Origin of the sequence: Daejeonella sp. (assembly GCF_044342615.1) — a bacterium.
In the GTDB taxonomy this organism is placed as follows: Bacteria; Bacteroidota; Bacteroidia; order Sphingobacteriales; family Sphingobacteriaceae; genus Daejeonella.
The window spans coordinates 1-16,048 of sequence record NZ_JBIIPN010000018.1; the positions used below are offsets into that span (position 1 = coordinate 1).

Below are 16,048 nucleotides of genomic sequence, written 5' to 3' on the forward strand. Positions count from 1 at the left end.
ACCTTTCAAAACGATGGGCATCATACGAACATATTTGCCATAGTCCATGATTAAGTCGCCCTCATTGAAAGTTTGAAAAATACCAAACTGCTGTATTTCCTGAATTAATTGAGGTTCAAAAATGCTATTGAGCTTATCTAAATTGGCTATCATTAGAAATGAAAGTTTAAAACAAAATTAGATTGAAACATATTGACTTTATTAATCACCATTTTACTATTTCCATAGGTTTCGCCAGCATTAATCTTTGCTACCAAAAGAAGCTGAGCTTCAAGACCTTTTAATCCCTTGTCAAAGGTATATCTAAAATCCGTATTAATTTGAGAATATGATGGAAATCCGTATTTATTTAAAGTATAATTTTTGACATCAGGTAATTTATAGTATCCGGCAGCAATAGATGTTTTAAATCTTGTTTGAGGAACTTTATAATCTATTTTGGCCATTATTGCGTGTAAATCGCCAAATCCTTCATTTCGCTCACGGGGTAAAAAGGTGAAGAAAGGATCACGACCCCACTCTCTTGGCACTAAATAACGACCTTCAGAAGTGATACGATTGTAATTTAGTGAGGCTTCCCAATCTTTACTTTGTAATGCAATTTTAGCACCAAAACTTAGAGATTCTCCATTTTTTTGGAAATAGCTTGCCGATTGATTATGATTTCCTCCATCATTTATAGCATGTTGCTTAATAAGCTGACCTGCAACAATCAAATTAGTTTTATTCTTAAGAGGAATCGAAAAATCAGATTGCAGCAAAGCGGTATTAAAGACATTTTGGGTGTACATATCCCAAATTTGAATCTTCAAATGTTTCGATAAATTAGTTTTCAATGCGAAAAGTCCGACACCACTACTTTCAATCTTATTAGCATACTGAGAAGGTGTACCATCAGGATTTAATCCTGTAGAATATATACCGATCGATTCACCTATGGGAAACCATTCAGTTGTGCTACGTGGAGAAATCGAATAAATCCATCCTCCCTCCATTTTTACACCTTTTATTTCATTAAGTTCAGCCCAGATTCCTTCAACTCCCGTTGGCCTCATTCTACCATCTTGAAGATTAATAAATGGTGTATTTAGCAATTGTTTTCCAAAAATAACAGACGATTTTTTAAAGTTATATTTAAGATAAAACTCTTCTAAACGATCTATATCCGACTTATTATGAGGATCTTCCAGTTCAAATAAACCAATTTCATAACGGTTTGCTTGACCACTAATAGGGTCTGGTTTGCTCATATCTGATGATCCAATATTAAAAATATAAAAACCACTAATTGCAAATTGGAAGTTATGAAATTTAGCCGTTTCGAATCTTAAACCACCACCAGCAGCATTGGCATAATAATCGGTTAAATTACCTTCATTAATAGTATTCATAAAGAAATACCTGAAATGGCCTTGAACATTACCGCCCTTAAAAGCACCAAGGATAGAGCTGCTATCGACTGAATTTGTGGATTTACCTTTATACATTTCAGGACGTTCATTCACGTCTTGATGTTGTGCTTTTACCTCACTAATAGTAGAAAAAAGAAGGCATAGCAATGCCAGATAGAAAAATGATTTCATTTAAATTGATTTAATTAAGAAGGCAGAATTCGGACTTATAATTTAATATAGCTCCAGCCCTCTTGTTGTTTTTTGGCTATTTCTAGAACTCCAGAAAGTACGGTATTTGATCCTTCCACCAACTCTTCTTTGCTGACGCCTCTCTTCTTCATGGCAAACTCACAAGCTAAGAAACTTACACCCTTGTCTGCATACATTTTTATGTCTTTCTGTACAACAGAGTTCTTTTTCACTAACATGTTTAATCCACCACTATGGCATACCACCTCAAATTTGGTGTCAGGTGCCACACTCCAATAATTCTTCAGTTGGTTCATTAAATTTTGATGAATTAACGTATCTGCTGAAGTGAGCTGAAAAACAATTTTGAGTCCCTGAAACGTTTCAGATTCCTTTTGATCATTTTTAGTTTGGGCATTTAGGCCAATTGAAGCAACAAATAAAAGAGCTAGAAGAAGAATTTTTTTCATGTTAATACAAATTAGTGAAATTGATAATCTACTCCAGTAACCTGTGTAAGCAATTTTTGCGGAGCATCTAGTACTTTCGCAGACATTGGTGGCTCAGGAGTTACCGGTGAATTTACCTTTAAATAATCTTTTAACACAGAGTGTAATGTAAAAGGTGTATTACTTGCATTAGAAACACCTCTCATTCTGCATAGCATATCTAAAGGATCACCTTCACGCTCACATGCACAGATACGGTATACTTTACTCATATCCAAAGGCTTAGCACCCACTTCCACGCTTTGTACACGCTTACCGTTCGGAGCAAAGGCATTGAAAGTAATTTTCATTCCTTTAAATTTAATAACCCATCCGCCTAAGCGCTGTGATGCATCTTCGGCAAAAACATTGTTCAACTCTTTTTCCAACCAGTCTGCAATTTGCTTTCCATTTACAGAGCCAGTTCTTACCACGCTATCCACTGGCAACATATCAAAGATATAGCCATTAGTAATTGGAATATTTCCTGTTTCGTCGGGGGTAGCATTTGGCGGACAGAATCTAAAACCATTTGAAAGAACGATATCAGCCTCTTTAATTTTCCATTTCAAGGCATCCAAAATTAGCGTATCAATGGTATTTTCGATCACAAAATAACGGTAAAGAGGAATGGTACTATATCCAGCGATGGTATTGATATCGCCTTCAAAAGGGACTTCATTTTCTTTTATCAGGCGACTAATATTTTTATCCGCTTTATATTTTTTTGAATCAATTTCAACTAAAGTATAATCGTCTTGAACAACCTTGCCATCCTTAATTTTGAGTTCAAGTTTCCCAACAAAAGAACCAAATGCACCGGGTTCAACTACTTTAGAATATTTACATTGAATAGGTTTGCGAACACGCTCATGCGTATCACCGCCCAAGATATAATCAACCCCTTCACACTCTGGAAGATTAGCAATATGAATTTGTTGAGAAAGACCCAAATGAGATAACATGAACACATAAACACATTGCTCCTGGTTACGTAAAACATCTACATAATGAGCTAAATTTTCTTCAGGTTTGGTATAAATTATGCCTTTACTATAGCTTGGCGACTGTCTAACAGGCACTAAGGGGTCGGTATAACCAATAAACCCGATTTTTACACCCCTCACATTCCAGATGTGATAAGGTTGAAAAATAAGTTCCCCTCTTTTACCATCACCAAGATCATGATACATATTAGCACAAACTTTAGGCGCATTTAAAGACCCTAGTAAGGTTTGCATTGCTTTTTTATAGTAGATAACCTCCCAATTGCCAGGAAGGTAAAGATCGTAGCCAAGCTCATTTAATACAGGAATCATGGCTTTACCACTTGTTTTTACTGAAAGCTCGCTGCCTTGAAACATATCACCTGTATCAATGATGAATGTATCTGGATTATTTTTCTTTTCTTTTTTCAAATAGGTGGCAAGATGAGCATAGCCGCCTGTTTTACGAAAAACTGATTGTTCATTTTCCCAAAAAAGTTCATCATGTGGATGAACCTGACAATGAACATCTGTAGTTTGCAAAATAGAAATGGTAAACTCAGAATCACCTTCTTGATTAAGCGTATTTTCTACATTTTCATCAGCAAATGAAAGAATTGGATTTACGGTAGCTAGGGCAGTCCCAGCGCCAATTGCACCCACTTTCTTTAAAAAACCTCTTCTATTATTCTCCATAAATTAATTTTTGAGTCAGAATCTATTTTACTTTGATTTTTCAGCTTCTTCTAATTTCTTTTTCTCTTCGGCAATTGGCTTAAATGGTCCGAATTTATGTTGTTCTTCAGAAAACTTATCCGCATAAGGACCAAAAGGATGATCGATAGGTTTTTTTGATTTATCAGGCCAATCTTTAGGCACATTGATGTGAGGGCGTGTTTGTGAATTAACATAGGCCGCAATATCCCAAGCCTCTTCATCCGTTAATTGAGGATTATCATGCGTTGCACCGATAGGCATATTGTATTTTACATATTTGGCAAAGTTGGAAATACGGTAAAGACCTGCACCATCATTATAACTATTCTTACCCCAAAGTGGTGGAAAAGTATATTCCAATTTATCAGGATTAAGTACGCCAGAACCATCCGCTTGGTGGCAGCTTACACATTTTAAAGTATAGACCTCTTTTCCCTTTAGCGGATCAGCTGCTCTATCCAAAAAAGCCAGATCTTTAAAGCCAGAACCAGCTGCCTTTTCACCTTTGGGAACATTGGAACCTAAGAAATTGATGTAGGCTACAATGGCCTTCATTTCTTTAGATTTAGTATCCAAAGCAGAACCATTTAAGCTCCTTTCAAAGCAGTCGTTTACCCTTTTTTCAATATCTTCAACACCACCACTTCGCGCTCTAAATTTAGGATAGAGAGAAGCAACGGAGCCATAATTATTTCCAAAAACAGCGGTGCCAGCTTGTAAATGACAATTTTGGCAATTCATGCCATTACTTATTTGCATCACAGAACCATTAGGTCCTAAGTATTTTGCGGTATGAGCAATTAATTCCTTGCCATATTCCACATTTTCTTTCTCGGCCGCATCGCTAATGGTACTAGTCTCAGGAGCAATCCAAAATTCTTGAACAATTGCCTTTACCTCCGCAATAGTGGCTGGGATTTCTTCCACGGTTACATCCGGACTTTCAGGCAGTCTGCTGATATAGTATCCTATTGGGATAGCAATCATTACTACAATCAATAAAACTATCGCTAGGATGAGTTTATTAATTACTGAAAATAAGTCGTTTAATAAATTTTTATCGTCCTGCTTCTCAGACATAAGTTACAATTTTAATGAGGTAATTTACTTTTTAATACGCCATATAAATACGTGCCAACAAGGGCAAAGAAAAATACAATTGCCATCGCCCAGTAACCATAACCAATGTTAACAACCATCGGTCCAGGACAAGCACCACCAAGTGCCCAACCCAATCCGAAAATAGTACCCCCAATTAAATAGCGGTAAACGGATTTATCTTTCGGGCTAAACAAAATTGGATTGCCAGAAAAATCACGGATTTTAAATTTTTTTATTAGTGCAACACCCGCTACCCCTAATGTTACAGCCGTGCCAATGATACCATACATGTGGAAAGCTTGAAAACGGAACATTTCCTGAATTCTAAACCAAGAAACAGCTTCAGATTTGGTCATAACGACACCAAATACTATACCTAAGAGAAGGAATTTAATTAATTTCATCGTTTAAAATATTAAAGGCATAATTAAAAAAGTCATAATTAAACCACCTAGAAAAAAGCCAATTACAGCTATTAGAGATGGGAATTGAAGGTCCGACAGACCAGAAATTGCATGTCCTGACGTACACCCACCCGCATAGCGAGAGCCAAAACCAACCATTAATCCGGCAAATGCAAGAATTAAAAATCCTTTAAGGGAGAACATGGCATCAGTGCCAAAAATTTCAATAGGTTGTAAAGAATCAGGTTCAGAAATACCCAATTTGGATAAATCTTGAATTGTTTCTTGTGAAATCTGAACAGGAGCACCGGTATCAAGAAACTGCTTGGTTAAGAAACCACCTAAAACAGCTCCAATAAGAAATACGATATTCCAAATTTGGCCACGCCAGTTAAAGTCAAAAAACTTATTCGTTTTTCCTAGTCCCGCAGCAGCGCAAATTGTTCTAAGATTAGATGAAAACCCGAAAGACTGTCCGAAAAATAAAAGGAAAAACATAATTCCCGAAATCATTAGTCCGGAAAACCACCAAGACCAGGGTTGTGTAATAAATTCAATCATTTGTTTTTATTTTGATAGATGAAATGAGATAATTGGTTTAAAAAGATGATTAATGAGCTTTTCGGTTGCACTTTGATGAAACAAGCCTCCCTTACCATGAGTTCCGATACATACAAGGTCCATATCATTCATTTGATTAAAATGAACAACCCCATTTTCCACGTCTTTATCATTAATTAAATGGCATGCATAATTATCAATACCATTCAACTGGGCAAACAAGTTCATATCTGCCTCAACTTTAGCCTTTTCTGCGTCTACCTGACCAGAAGTGATTTGCAACAAATGCACTTTTGTATTAAAAGCTTTAATCAATTTATTTAATAAAGTTAATCCTTCTTTTTTAGGATTACTAAAGTTATGCACAAGCAATATGTTTTCAATTTGAAGATCTGAACGATCACACATCAATGAAAGCAAGGGAATTTGAGCCTTACGAGCAATAACCTGAGCTTCTGTACCTGAAACAATTTCTTTTATTCCGCTTGCTCCTTTGTTACCCATTACAATTAGATCGAAGGCATTGACATTAGAGAAGTTAAGAATAGCATCCGTAGTTTTTCCTAGCACTAAATGAACATTAATTTGATTACCATAAAGGGTTTTCAAATTTTCAAGCTTTCTCAAAGAAATTTCCTTTTGCTTTAAAACATAGTTCACATCAATTTCGCCGCAAGTTTGAATCTCTCCTTTAGCATACATCGTAACGGTATCCGGCACATTTAATACATGTAGAAAATGAATATCGGTTTCAATTTTCTCTTCCAATTTTTTCACCATTAGGTAGGCAAATTCAGCTTGGACAGAAAAATCGGTAGGAATTAATATTTTTAAACGTTCCATATCAATAGGTTTATGAGTTTAATTACAATCTATATTTTGCCAAGGGCCTTTATTAATCACATTAGTGATGCCATTTGCCGCAAGCATAGCCATGGCCATATTCACACGATTGCCACTTCTGCAAACCATGATAATTTCATCAAATCCACGTAATTCATCGATGTGGCTTTCCAATTGATCTAGGGGATAATTTACACTGCATGGAGCATGGCCATCCATGTTAAATTCGTCTACTGATCTTACGTCTACAATAATTGATTTCATAATAAATAGTTTTTTAATGCTTTAGCTTATTGAAAAATATTATATCATTAATGAATAATAGTTTTACAATTGATGCGCTAAATTTATTTTACAAATTGATTTACATTCCCTGCGGTTCCACCATTAACAACATTGGTAAAACCATTTCTTTGAAGAATTGATTTTGCTTGTGAGCTTCTATTTCCACTGCGACAGAATACGATTATATGCTTTTTATCTTTGAATTTACCTAGTTGTCTAGAAATGCTATCGAGTGGAATATTCACCGATCCTTTTACTTTTGATTGTGCAAATTCTTGCGGACTACGAACATCGACTAGGAAAGCACCTTCCTCAATAAGTGCATTTAAATCTGGTTTTTCTGATGCACCAAATAATTTTTTAAAAAAATTTAACATAAAATTTAGATTGAGAATTTGTTAATAACACCTACCAAACCGTTTTTAGGTACTACCCCACTTTGGCGCCATAAAACCTCACCCTTCTTAAAAAGGATTAAGGTTGGAACACCTTGTACTTGATATTCGGCAGCAGCTTGCGGGTTTTTATCCACGTCTACTTTTAAAATACTAGCCGCATCGCCCACTTCCTGTTTTACTTCCTTTAAAATTGGAGCCATTACTTTACATGGTCCACACCACTCAGCGAAAAAATCCACAAGCACTGGCTTATCAGATTGTATTAATTCATTAAATGTCATGTCTATATTTTTTAAAGCTTTTAAATTAAACTACCTCTTCGTAAGATATTTCCTTTGAATCAGATTTTTTTGAAGGAGTTGGCGTAGCGCATCCTCCAACACCACAGCATGCAGCATTAAAAAGAGCCATACCTGTAAAAAGTAATCCTGCCAAGCCGAATAACATATCCTTAGCAACTATTGCTTGTACAATAATGGCTAAACCAATTCCAAGGCGTAGAAATCGAACGATATTCCAATTATTTAACAATACATCTTTCATGTTTTTAGCCCTCATTTATTTAAAACTTATACAAAGGTAATGCCTAAGATTTCGTTTATTGGTAACAAAGGTTACAAATGAAAAAGACAAGATTTTAAGAAGAATTTAGGCTTGATTAGTATGTAGGCACGCAATAATCACTTTTCCAAAAAGTTTTTGTGGTGCAGCACATCCTATGATTGGCAATCATTCCAGCGATAGCGGTAATCGCTGATACAATATATAATGCCTGACTTATTCCAAATATATCTGCAAGGAAACCACTCAGAATTGCTCCAATAACATAGCCACTATCACGCCAAAGACGGAAAATACTTAAGCTTTGAGCACGTTGTTTAGGATGGGTTCCTTCGGCGATAACAGAAAGGAAATTGGGATACACTAAAGCCGTTCCTAAGCCTAGAAGAATGGAGGCAAGAATTAAAAATGGCAAAGTAGAAGCGAGGGCAATAACTAAAATAGCGATTGCTTGGACTAACATTCCGGCGGTAATAATTTGCTTTTTGCAGTGTGTATCACCCAATTTACCGGTAAAAAGTTGAGATATGCCCCAAACTGCTGGATAAATAGCAGCAATAATACCTATCTGTGTAATGCTAAAACCCCTCTGAATCAATAACATGGGCAGTAAACCCCAAACTACCCCATCATTTAGATTATTTACCAAGCCATTTAAGCTAACGGATCCTAAGTTCTGGTGTTTCCAGCTTGTTTCCTTCCATACATTTTCAAAAAGAGGAAACTTACTTGTCAGACTTTCTGTTTGAACGAAATGTGTGGTATCTTTTACTAGAAATATTGTTAATAATAATCCGCCAAAAGCGAATAATATCCCTGGAATAAAAGGGAAATAAGCATATCCATAATCTGCAGCTATTGAACTAGCCAACCAAGCAGCAAGACCTACAGAAAGATAACCCGCGAATTCATTGATACCCATGGCTAAGCCACGATTTTTTCCGCCCACTAGATCAATTTTCATGATCACGGTAGAGCTCCATGCTAGTCCCTGGTTTATACCCAATAATATATTAGCCGCAATAACCCAATTCCAATTGGGAGCATACATGAGCATGAAAGGCACGGGTAGCGCGAAGAGCCAGCCTATAATCAGAATAGTTTTACGATTAAACTTTTTGCTGAGTTGAGAAACGGCGTAATTACTGAGTGATTTACTAATTCCGAATGCGATTATAAAAGACATTAAAGCTGCATTGGCACTCAGACCGAATTCTACATTACCAAAACCAGGCATAATAGAACGTTCTAAACCAATCATAGCGCCTACAAAGGCATTTACCAATACAAGTAGAGCAAATTGATATTTATTTTCTTTTAGGCCTTGCATACAAATTTAATATACGAAAAAATAATGGTAAAAACAAATAATAGGGGCAAATTTATATACGCCTTCTGTTAAAGGTCTAGTTTAAATCTCTTCAATATTCATGAGAAAACACACAAAAATCGCTAAACATGAGTCCTTATTTTGCAACAAATGTTACCTACAAAAAAAGCTGCCAAAATAATTTGGCAGCTTTTTCAATAGTTTGAGGGGGCTTTACTTAAGACACCAAAGGTTCGCCTTTATTTACCCATTCATTGATACCTCCAGAGTAATTTGAGATATTGGTAAATCCTTCTTTAACAAGAATTGAATATCCAATTGCAGCTCTATCACCACCTTGACAGTGGATAAGCACTTTCTTATCTTTACTGATTTTATCCAGATTTTGAGGTAGAGTACCTACAAAAACATTGTCGGCATGAGCGATATGTCCAGAATTATATTCAGCTACACCTCTTAAATCCACAATTTGTATATCCTCTTGCATCAATTTTTTAGCTTCTTCAAGGGATAAAACATTAGCCTTTTCTAATTTGCCACCTGTTTCAGTCCAAACAGACGTTGAAGGCACATAACCATAGATATTATCCAATCCGATACGCATCAATTTTCTTGTCAAATCATCTAATTTAGACTCATCGGCTAAAATGATAAATTGCTCATCATATTTTAGGAACCATCCAGCCCAAGTAGCGAAGGAGTTATTACCTTGAATATTCATTGTTCCAGGAATAAAGCCTGCTGCAAATTCAACTTTATCTCTAGCGTCAAGAACTTTCATGCCTTTAGCCATCGCATCTTTCAAATCAGCCGCACTTAATTTTTTAAGTGTAGGCACTTCAGTTAACAATGGACGATCAATCTTATTCAGACTTTTCATCATTGCAAAATACTTAGGAGGTTCAGGTTGATCAGCTAAAAGATATTGAACGAAACCTTTTTCATCATTTTGGTATTGGAAAGCCCAGTTTCTCACCTTCTCATAACCAACGGTTGTACTAGGCACAGCCCCAAGCGCTTTACCACATGCAGAACCTGCACCATGACCTGGCCATACCTGAATATACTCAGGAAGAGATGAGAATTTATTGATCGACTTGTACATTTCCTTTGCACCAGCATCCATTGTTCCAGTTAATCCAGCAGCTTTTTCTAATAAATCTGGGCGACCGATATCACCCACAAATACGAAGTCGCCGGTAAATAACATCACAGGCTCTTTAGTAGCAGGGTTATCTGTTAGCAAAAAGCTGATACTTTCTGGCGTGTGACCAGGAGTATGTAATACTTCGATAGTAAGGTTACCAATTTTAACCTCATCACCATCTTTTAAGCCATGATGCTTAAATTCGTATTCCCAACCTTCACCACCTTCATCAGAAAGATACATTTCTGCACCAGTTAATTTAGCCAACTCACGAGAACCAGCAAGAAAATCAGCATGAATATGCGTTTCGAAAATATGTGTGATGGTCATATTATTCGCCTTAGCAATTTCTAAGTACGTATCCACATCACGTTTCGGATCAATTACTGCAGCTACACCAGCTTTTTGGCAGCCAATAAAATAACTTGCCTGTGCAAGACTCTTATCATAAATGTGTTGAAAAAACATAATATTTGGGTTTAAAGGTTATTAAAATTATTCGGTTCATTATTACCGGTTTTAATTCCGGTTAAATAGTATTATTAAAATTGTTATACAAATATCTAGAGATTTATTGTAGAGATTGGTAACATAGGTTACAATTGATAGTGATCAATCTCATTTTTTTACTAAAACCACAAAAAGCTCGCTCCCTGACCTCTTTTCGAATGAATTATAACAAGCATCAAAAACTTTGAAATCAAATTTCTCTTTAAATAATTCTTGATATTCTTCTCTTGTACCTCCAAAAGGAGGACCAGCTATTTCAAAAATTCTAGAAAATAGTAGTCCGGCAATTTTGCCGCCATTGTTTAAAAGATTTGCCATTTTCTCAACATAGTTTTTACGGAGTATGGGATCTAATGCGCAGAAAAAAGTCTGCTCAAGAATCAAATCATATTCACCATCATGTTCAAAGAAATCTCCCAAAATAATGTTTATATGTGAGTTTGATTTAAATTTTGTCTTCAAACGTTGTACCAATTCTGGAGCGATATCAATTAGATTAACATTATTAAAACCTTGTTCCAGAAGATATTCAGCTTCGTAAGAATTGCCACATCCTGGAATTAATATTTTAATATTTTTATCAGTGATCTGATCAATATATGCTTTTAGCGGTGGTGATACTTGTCCCAAATCCCAGCCAGTACTTTGAGCAATGTATTGATCATTCCAAAAGTTTTGACCTAGGTCTTTAGGCGCATTATTTAGACTATTTTCCATATTAGTGGCCTCCTCCAGTACTCGGGAAGAATAATTCTTTTACGAAAATATAAATACCCATGATGAGTACAAACCAGCCGAAAGACTTCTTTAATTTTTCGCCACTAATCTTTTTAGAAAGATAAATTCCTATAAAAATACCGATTCCAGCTAAACCTGTAAAGGTTCCTAATAAGGTCCAATCGATAATTTGCGCACCTTGTAAATCGCCGATAAAACCGATTAAAGATTTAGCGGCAATAATAAAGAGTGAAGTCCCAACCGCCAATTTCATAGGCATACGAGCAAGAATTACCAGAGCTGGAATTATCAAAAATCCACCACCAGCACCAACTAATCCGGTAAGTAAACCAACTACTGTACCTTCCAACAAGATCAATGGATAGTTATATTGCATTTGAGTTTCCTCATCATCAGCTGTTTTTTTACCCGGTTTAATCATACTTACCGAAGCGAGAATCATCACGATAGCAAAGAGCACCATGATACCTATTGATTTTGTGATAACGAGTGACCCGATTGTAAACAATTCGGCAGGAATTAAAGGTACCAGCCACATACGAGTTACATAAACTGCAGCGATTGATGGAATACCAAAAATAAATACAGTTTTAAAGTCGGCACGTTTTTGTAGCGCACTTTGCACCCCTCCAACCAAAGCCGTTGAACCAACTATAAATAATGAGTAAGCAGTTGCCAGGATGGGATTTACACCCATTACATAAACTAAGATTGGCACTGTAAGAATAGAACCACCGCTACCAATTAAGCCTAGTGAAACACCAACAAGAACAGCAAGAAGATAACCTAATATTTCCATAATTTTTTTATTTGCTTACAAAGGTCATGTATCTAAAAATTAATTATGGTTACAAAAGTTACATTTGATTTTATCAAATTAATTGGCTCTAGAAGGGTCAAGATAAACAATAAAGAAGGAATTAGGGTTAATTTTAGACAATAAAAAACCCGATTATTGTCAAAAACAACCATAATCGGGTTCAAATAAAAGAATAACAGGTATGTTATAATTCCTATTTTTTGGTGAAAGTGGTTTTAAGTAAATCCTCTGAATTTGTCCCAACCATAACTTCAAATTCACCATTTTCGACTATAAATTTACCTTCGCCGTCGTAAAAGCCTAATTCAGTATCCGTTAAGACAAATTGCAATTCTTTGGTTTGCCCTAGATTAAGACTAAACTTTTGGAACCCTTTTAATTCTTTTACAGGCCTTACTGTAGAAGAAATTTTATCTCTAATATAAAGTTGTGCAACTTCTTCACCTACATATTTACCATTGTTTTTTACGCTTACAGAAACCTTTATTTGAGATGAATTGCTAGCATCAACCTTTAGATTTGAATAGTTAAATTCGGTATAACTTAATCCATAACCAAAAGGATACAGCGGTTGGTTCACTTCATCCGTATAATGCGACCAAAACACTTCAGGCTTAGGGCCTGGTCGGCCAGTACTGAAATAATTATAATAAATTGGAAGCTGTCCCAAGTGCCTTGGGAAGGTCATAGGTAATTTACCACTCGGATTATAATCCCCAAACAATACCTCTGCAATGGCATTACCCGATTGTGTACCCAATTGCCAAGTCTCTAGAATTGCGGGAATATGTTTATCTGCCCAATTTAGAATAAGAGGGCGACCATTCATTAATACAAGAACAATGTTTTTATTGACTTTATAAACTTCTTCTAATAATTGTTGTTGAACACCCGGAAGATCTAAATTTGCCCTGCTTCTACCTTCGCCAGATTGAAAACCATGCTCTCCAAGAACCATAATAACGACCTCAGAATTTCTGGCAGCATCGATAGCATTTTTAAATCCGCTAGTATCCGAATTATTGATTTTAACTTCATCAATAAAGCTCACTGGACCTAATACTAGATCAGCACCTTTGGCATAAGTAAATTCATTGGTGTATTTTTTTAGTCCCTCAATAACAGAAACAGCCGAAAAATCATCAGAGCCTACGCGCCAATTACCTAGCGGACTATTTTTATCATCTGCAAGGGCACCAATTACAGCAATTTTCTTCTGGTTTTTAGAAAGTGGCAAAAGTTGTTTTTCATTTTTAAGAAGAACGATTGATTTTTTAGCCATATCTAGGGTGGCTGCAATATGATCAGGGTGATAAATTAGATTTTTTTCATTTTCAGGATTACAATACCTGTAAGGATCATCAAATAAGCCTAGCTCAAATTTAACCTTAAGGATTCTTCTTACAGCATCATCAATTACAGCCATGGATACTTTACCCGATTCAACTAAAGATTTAAGATGAGTAACATAAGCATAAGATTCCATGTCCATATCGGAGCCAGCGTTGGCAGATTGTTCAGCAACATGCGCTAAATTTTCGGAGAAGCCATGATCAATCATTTCAAAACCAGATCCCCAATCAGATACGATAAAACCACCAAAGTTCCATTTAGATTTCAAGATATCCCTTTGAAGAAACTTATTAGCTGTTGCAGGAATTCCATTTAACACATTAAAGGAGTTCATCACTGTTTTCACATCATTATCAACAGCAGCTTTAAATGGAGGGAATATCACATTATAAAGCGTAGATGTACCTACATCTACTGTATTATAATCTTTACCGGCCTCAGCGAAGCCATAGCCAGCCATATGTTTCACAGTTGCAGCAATTGTATTATTAGCAGAGAGATCATCGCCCTGGAAGCCCTTAACACGGGCTACAGCAATTTTAGACCCTAGATAAGGGTCTTCACCAGCCCCTTCCATTACTCTACCCCAGCGGGCATCTCTTGAAATATCCACCATTGGAGCAAAGGTCCAGTTAATACCAACAGCAGACGCTTCAATGGCAGCAACACGAGCCGACTTTTCAATAGCTTGTAGATCCCAGCTTGCTGATTCGGCAAGAGGAATAGGAAATAATGTTTTATGACCGTGAATTACATCAAATCCAAAAAGAAGAGGGATACCTAAACGAGATTCATTAACTACAATTTCCTGGATTTTCCTAACATTTTCAACGCCTTTTACATTCAAAACTGAGCCTACCAATCCTTGTTTGAGATGCTCATATTTTAATTTGGCATTTCCTTCTTTGGGTGCGGGACCAGTTATTTCCCAAAAACCATTATATTGATTCATCTGACCAACCTTTTCTTCGAGGGTCATTTTTTTCAAAAGCGTTTCAACTTTTTTATCAATTTCACTTTTTTTGGATGCTGGTTGCGCAAAAGTAAATAGCGGCAAAACGATAAAAGTGAAAAGTAGCCGTAACACGGCGTTAAAATTTTTCATTTGGGAAAGAGAAAATAAATAAAGCGCCAAAAAATGGCGCTTTATTCAAGGATTATTGAATTGGTTATTTATAAATTCGGATGTAGTCAATTTCCATAGTTGCGCTATTGAAGTTTGGGTCAACAGCACCAGCAAAAGTCCCGCCAATAGCAAGATTAGCTAAAAGAAAGAACTCATGGTTAAATGGAATATTTGAAGAGTTTGCTACACTATGATAAAGCTGATTATCAACATAAATTTTAATGGCATCGGCATACCATTCAACAGTATAAATATGAAATTCTGTTGTGGCATTAGAAATTATTTTTGTACTTCCATTAGCACTACCACCCGAACGCCCAGGATAATGAAGAGTTCCAAAAATTTTATTTAGCTCACTACCACGATGTTCTACAATATCGATTTCACCACAAGCTGGCCATCCTACAGATTTGATATTATTACCAAGCATCCAAACTGCCGGCCAGGTACCAACACCTGCAGGAAGTTTGGCTTTTACTTCAATTTTACCATATTTAAAGGCAAATTTATCTTGAGTTAATAAGCGTGCTGAAGTAAAGCCCATACCCATAAAATTTTCCCTTTTTGCAGTGATTTTTAAAGATCCATTACTTATAATCGAATTATCAGCACGATCAGTGTAATATTGTAATTCTTGATTACCCCAACCACCAGAACCTGTACCGATATCGTATTTCCACTTCGTAGGATCAGGCGCACCTGCTACATTGAACTCATCGGCCCAAAGTAGTTCATTACCTGGTGCTTTAACATACACTTGTATTTGCGCCGATTTAGTAATAATGGCACCTGAGCTTCCTGTTGCAGTTACCTTCACCGTATATGTATTGTTTCCGGTAGTGGTATATTGATAAGTTGTTACCCCTGATGGCACCGTTCTAACCTGTCCATTTCCAAATTCAAAAGCATAAGAAACAGCATTTGTGGCTGTGGCAGTAAATACCACAGTTCCACTACCATCAACACTTACATTAGCAGAAATAAAAAGATTTGTCGGTAAAAGTTCTGCAACACTATCTGCACCAGCTTTTTTACAACCTATAAATAGGAAATAAACAAAAAATAGACTAGTCAGGATTTTATAGAATTTCATATTC

Annotated in this window: 17 protein-coding genes; all 17 read right to left on the reverse strand. The window is 36.1% G+C overall.

The features are described from left to right. Positions 1 to 152: 152 nt before the first annotated feature. On the reverse strand, positions 153 to 1,583 hold the full coding sequence (locus ACIQ0D_RS02895) for an OprD family outer membrane porin (RefSeq protein ID WP_395802939.1): 1,431 nt from the start codon (positions 1,581 to 1,583) through the stop codon (positions 153 to 155). A gap of 35 nt (positions 1,584 to 1,618) precedes the next feature. Next, the gene (locus tag ACIQ0D_RS02900; protein ID WP_395802941.1) at positions 1,619 to 2,053 is read right to left on the reverse strand and encodes a DsrE family protein; all 435 of its coding nucleotides are present in this window, start codon (positions 2,051 to 2,053) and stop codon (positions 1,619 to 1,621) included. 11 nt (positions 2,054 to 2,064) lie between these two features. Beyond that, positions 2,065 to 3,753, reverse strand: a complete 1,689-nt coding sequence (locus tag ACIQ0D_RS02905) for a 5'-nucleotidase C-terminal domain-containing protein (protein ID WP_395802943.1) — start codon at positions 3,751 to 3,753, stop codon at positions 2,065 to 2,067. Positions 3,754 to 3,780: 27 nt separating this feature from the next. After that, the gene (locus ACIQ0D_RS02910; protein WP_395802945.1) at positions 3,781 to 4,854 is read right to left on the reverse strand and encodes a c-type cytochrome; all 1,074 of its coding nucleotides are present in this window, start codon (positions 4,852 to 4,854) and stop codon (positions 3,781 to 3,783) included. A gap of 11 nt (positions 4,855 to 4,865) precedes the next feature. Then, positions 4,866 to 5,279 (reverse strand): DUF6691 family protein, encoded by a 414-nt coding sequence (locus tag ACIQ0D_RS02915; RefSeq protein ID WP_395802946.1) that lies wholly within the window; start codon positions 5,277 to 5,279, stop codon positions 4,866 to 4,868. 3 nt (positions 5,280 to 5,282) lie between these two features. Then, positions 5,283 to 5,840 carry a YeeE/YedE family protein gene (locus tag ACIQ0D_RS02920; protein WP_395802948.1) on the reverse strand — a complete coding sequence of 186 codons (558 nt, stop codon included), beginning with the start codon at positions 5,838 to 5,840 and terminating at the stop codon, positions 5,283 to 5,285. Positions 5,841 to 5,846: 6 nt separating this feature from the next. Then, positions 5,847 to 6,683, reverse strand: a complete 837-nt coding sequence (locus tag ACIQ0D_RS02925; protein WP_395802950.1) for a universal stress protein — start codon at positions 6,681 to 6,683, stop codon at positions 5,847 to 5,849. Between the two features lie 18 nt (positions 6,684 to 6,701). Continuing rightward, positions 6,702 to 6,947 carry a rhodanese-like domain-containing protein gene (locus ACIQ0D_RS02930; RefSeq protein ID WP_395802952.1) on the reverse strand — a complete coding sequence of 82 codons (246 nt, stop codon included), beginning with the start codon at positions 6,945 to 6,947 and terminating at the stop codon, positions 6,702 to 6,704. An 83-nt stretch (positions 6,948 to 7,030) separates the two neighbouring features. Next, positions 7,031 to 7,345 (reverse strand): rhodanese-like domain-containing protein, encoded by a 315-nt coding sequence (locus ACIQ0D_RS02935; RefSeq protein ID WP_395802954.1) that lies wholly within the window; start codon positions 7,343 to 7,345, stop codon positions 7,031 to 7,033. Positions 7,346 to 7,350: 5 nt separating this feature from the next. Further along, the gene (gene trxA / locus ACIQ0D_RS02940) at positions 7,351 to 7,647 is read right to left on the reverse strand and encodes a thioredoxin (RefSeq protein WP_291400378.1); all 297 of its coding nucleotides are present in this window, start codon (positions 7,645 to 7,647) and stop codon (positions 7,351 to 7,353) included. A gap of 25 nt (positions 7,648 to 7,672) precedes the next feature. Next, positions 7,673 to 7,909 (reverse strand): hypothetical protein, encoded by a 237-nt coding sequence (locus ACIQ0D_RS02945; RefSeq protein WP_395802956.1) that lies wholly within the window; start codon positions 7,907 to 7,909, stop codon positions 7,673 to 7,675. A 115-nt stretch (positions 7,910 to 8,024) separates the two neighbouring features. Beyond that, positions 8,025 to 9,257, reverse strand: a complete 1,233-nt coding sequence (locus tag ACIQ0D_RS02950) for an MFS transporter (RefSeq protein WP_395802958.1) — start codon at positions 9,255 to 9,257, stop codon at positions 8,025 to 8,027. Between the two features lie 217 nt (positions 9,258 to 9,474). Next, the gene (locus ACIQ0D_RS02955; RefSeq protein WP_395802960.1) at positions 9,475 to 10,872 is read right to left on the reverse strand and encodes a rhodanese-like domain-containing protein; all 1,398 of its coding nucleotides are present in this window, start codon (positions 10,870 to 10,872) and stop codon (positions 9,475 to 9,477) included. Positions 10,873 to 11,022: 150 nt separating this feature from the next. After that, positions 11,023 to 11,631: a methyltransferase domain-containing protein gene (locus tag ACIQ0D_RS02960; protein WP_395802962.1), complete on the reverse strand. Its 609-nt coding sequence runs from the start codon at positions 11,629 to 11,631 to the stop codon at positions 11,023 to 11,025. A gap of 1 nt (position 11,632) precedes the next feature. Continuing rightward, positions 11,633 to 12,451: a sulfite exporter TauE/SafE family protein gene (locus ACIQ0D_RS02965; protein WP_395802964.1), complete on the reverse strand. Its 819-nt coding sequence runs from the start codon at positions 12,449 to 12,451 to the stop codon at positions 11,633 to 11,635. Positions 12,452 to 12,665: 214 nt separating this feature from the next. Then, positions 12,666 to 14,930, reverse strand: coding sequence for a beta-glucosidase BglX (gene bglX, locus ACIQ0D_RS02970; protein WP_395802966.1), 2,265 nt, complete (start codon positions 14,928 to 14,930; stop codon positions 12,666 to 12,668). A gap of 64 nt (positions 14,931 to 14,994) precedes the next feature. Next, a complete protein-coding gene (locus tag ACIQ0D_RS02975) occupies positions 14,995 to 16,044 on the reverse strand; it encodes a family 16 glycosylhydrolase (protein ID WP_395802968.1) in 1,050 nt (349 codons plus the stop codon). Positions 16,045 to 16,048 lie beyond the last annotated feature (4 nt).

Excerpts from the sequence above, each read along its gene's own strand:
- ACIQ0D_RS02895 (WP_395802939.1), bottom strand. The coding sequence starts at position 1,583 with ATGAAATCATTTTTCTATCTGGCATTGCTATGCCTTCTTTTTTCTACT.
- ACIQ0D_RS02900 (WP_395802941.1), bottom strand. The coding sequence starts at position 2,053 with ATGAAAAAAATTCTTCTTCTAGCTCTTTTATTTGTTGCTTCAATTGGC.
- ACIQ0D_RS02905 (WP_395802943.1), bottom strand. The coding sequence starts at position 3,753 with ATGGAGAATAATAGAAGAGGTTTTTTAAAGAAAGTGGGTGCAATTGGC.
- ACIQ0D_RS02910 (WP_395802945.1), bottom strand. The coding sequence starts at position 4,854 with ATGTCTGAGAAGCAGGACGATAAAAATTTATTAAACGACTTATTTTCA.
- ACIQ0D_RS02915 (WP_395802946.1), bottom strand. The coding sequence starts at position 5,279 with ATGAAATTAATTAAATTCCTTCTCTTAGGTATAGTATTTGGTGTCGTT.
- ACIQ0D_RS02920 (WP_395802948.1), bottom strand. The coding sequence starts at position 5,840 with ATGATTGAATTTATTACACAACCCTGGTCTTGGTGGTTTTCCGGACTA.
- ACIQ0D_RS02925 (WP_395802950.1), bottom strand. The coding sequence starts at position 6,683 with ATGGAACGTTTAAAAATATTAATTCCTACCGATTTTTCTGTCCAAGCT.
- ACIQ0D_RS02930 (WP_395802952.1), bottom strand. The coding sequence starts at position 6,947 with ATGAAATCAATTATTGTAGACGTAAGATCAGTAGACGAATTTAACATG.
- ACIQ0D_RS02935 (WP_395802954.1), bottom strand. The coding sequence starts at position 7,345 with ATGTTAAATTTTTTTAAAAAATTATTTGGTGCATCAGAAAAACCAGAT.
- trxA (WP_291400378.1), bottom strand. The coding sequence starts at position 7,647 with ATGACATTTAATGAATTAATACAATCTGATAAGCCAGTGCTTGTGGAT.
- ACIQ0D_RS02945 (WP_395802956.1), bottom strand. The coding sequence starts at position 7,909 with ATGAAAGATGTATTGTTAAATAATTGGAATATCGTTCGATTTCTACGC.
- ACIQ0D_RS02950 (WP_395802958.1), bottom strand. The coding sequence starts at position 9,257 with ATGCAAGGCCTAAAAGAAAATAAATATCAATTTGCTCTACTTGTATTG.
- ACIQ0D_RS02955 (WP_395802960.1), bottom strand. The coding sequence starts at position 10,872 with ATGTTTTTTCAACACATTTATGATAAGAGTCTTGCACAGGCAAGTTAT.
- ACIQ0D_RS02960 (WP_395802962.1), bottom strand. The coding sequence starts at position 11,631 with ATGGAAAATAGTCTAAATAATGCGCCTAAAGACCTAGGTCAAAACTTT.
- ACIQ0D_RS02965 (WP_395802964.1), bottom strand. The coding sequence starts at position 12,451 with ATGGAAATATTAGGTTATCTTCTTGCTGTTCTTGTTGGTGTTTCACTA.
- bglX (WP_395802966.1), bottom strand. The coding sequence starts at position 14,930 with ATGAAAAATTTTAACGCCGTGTTACGGCTACTTTTCACTTTTATCGTT.
- ACIQ0D_RS02975 (WP_395802968.1), bottom strand. The coding sequence starts at position 16,044 with ATGAAATTCTATAAAATCCTGACTAGTCTATTTTTTGTTTATTTCCTA.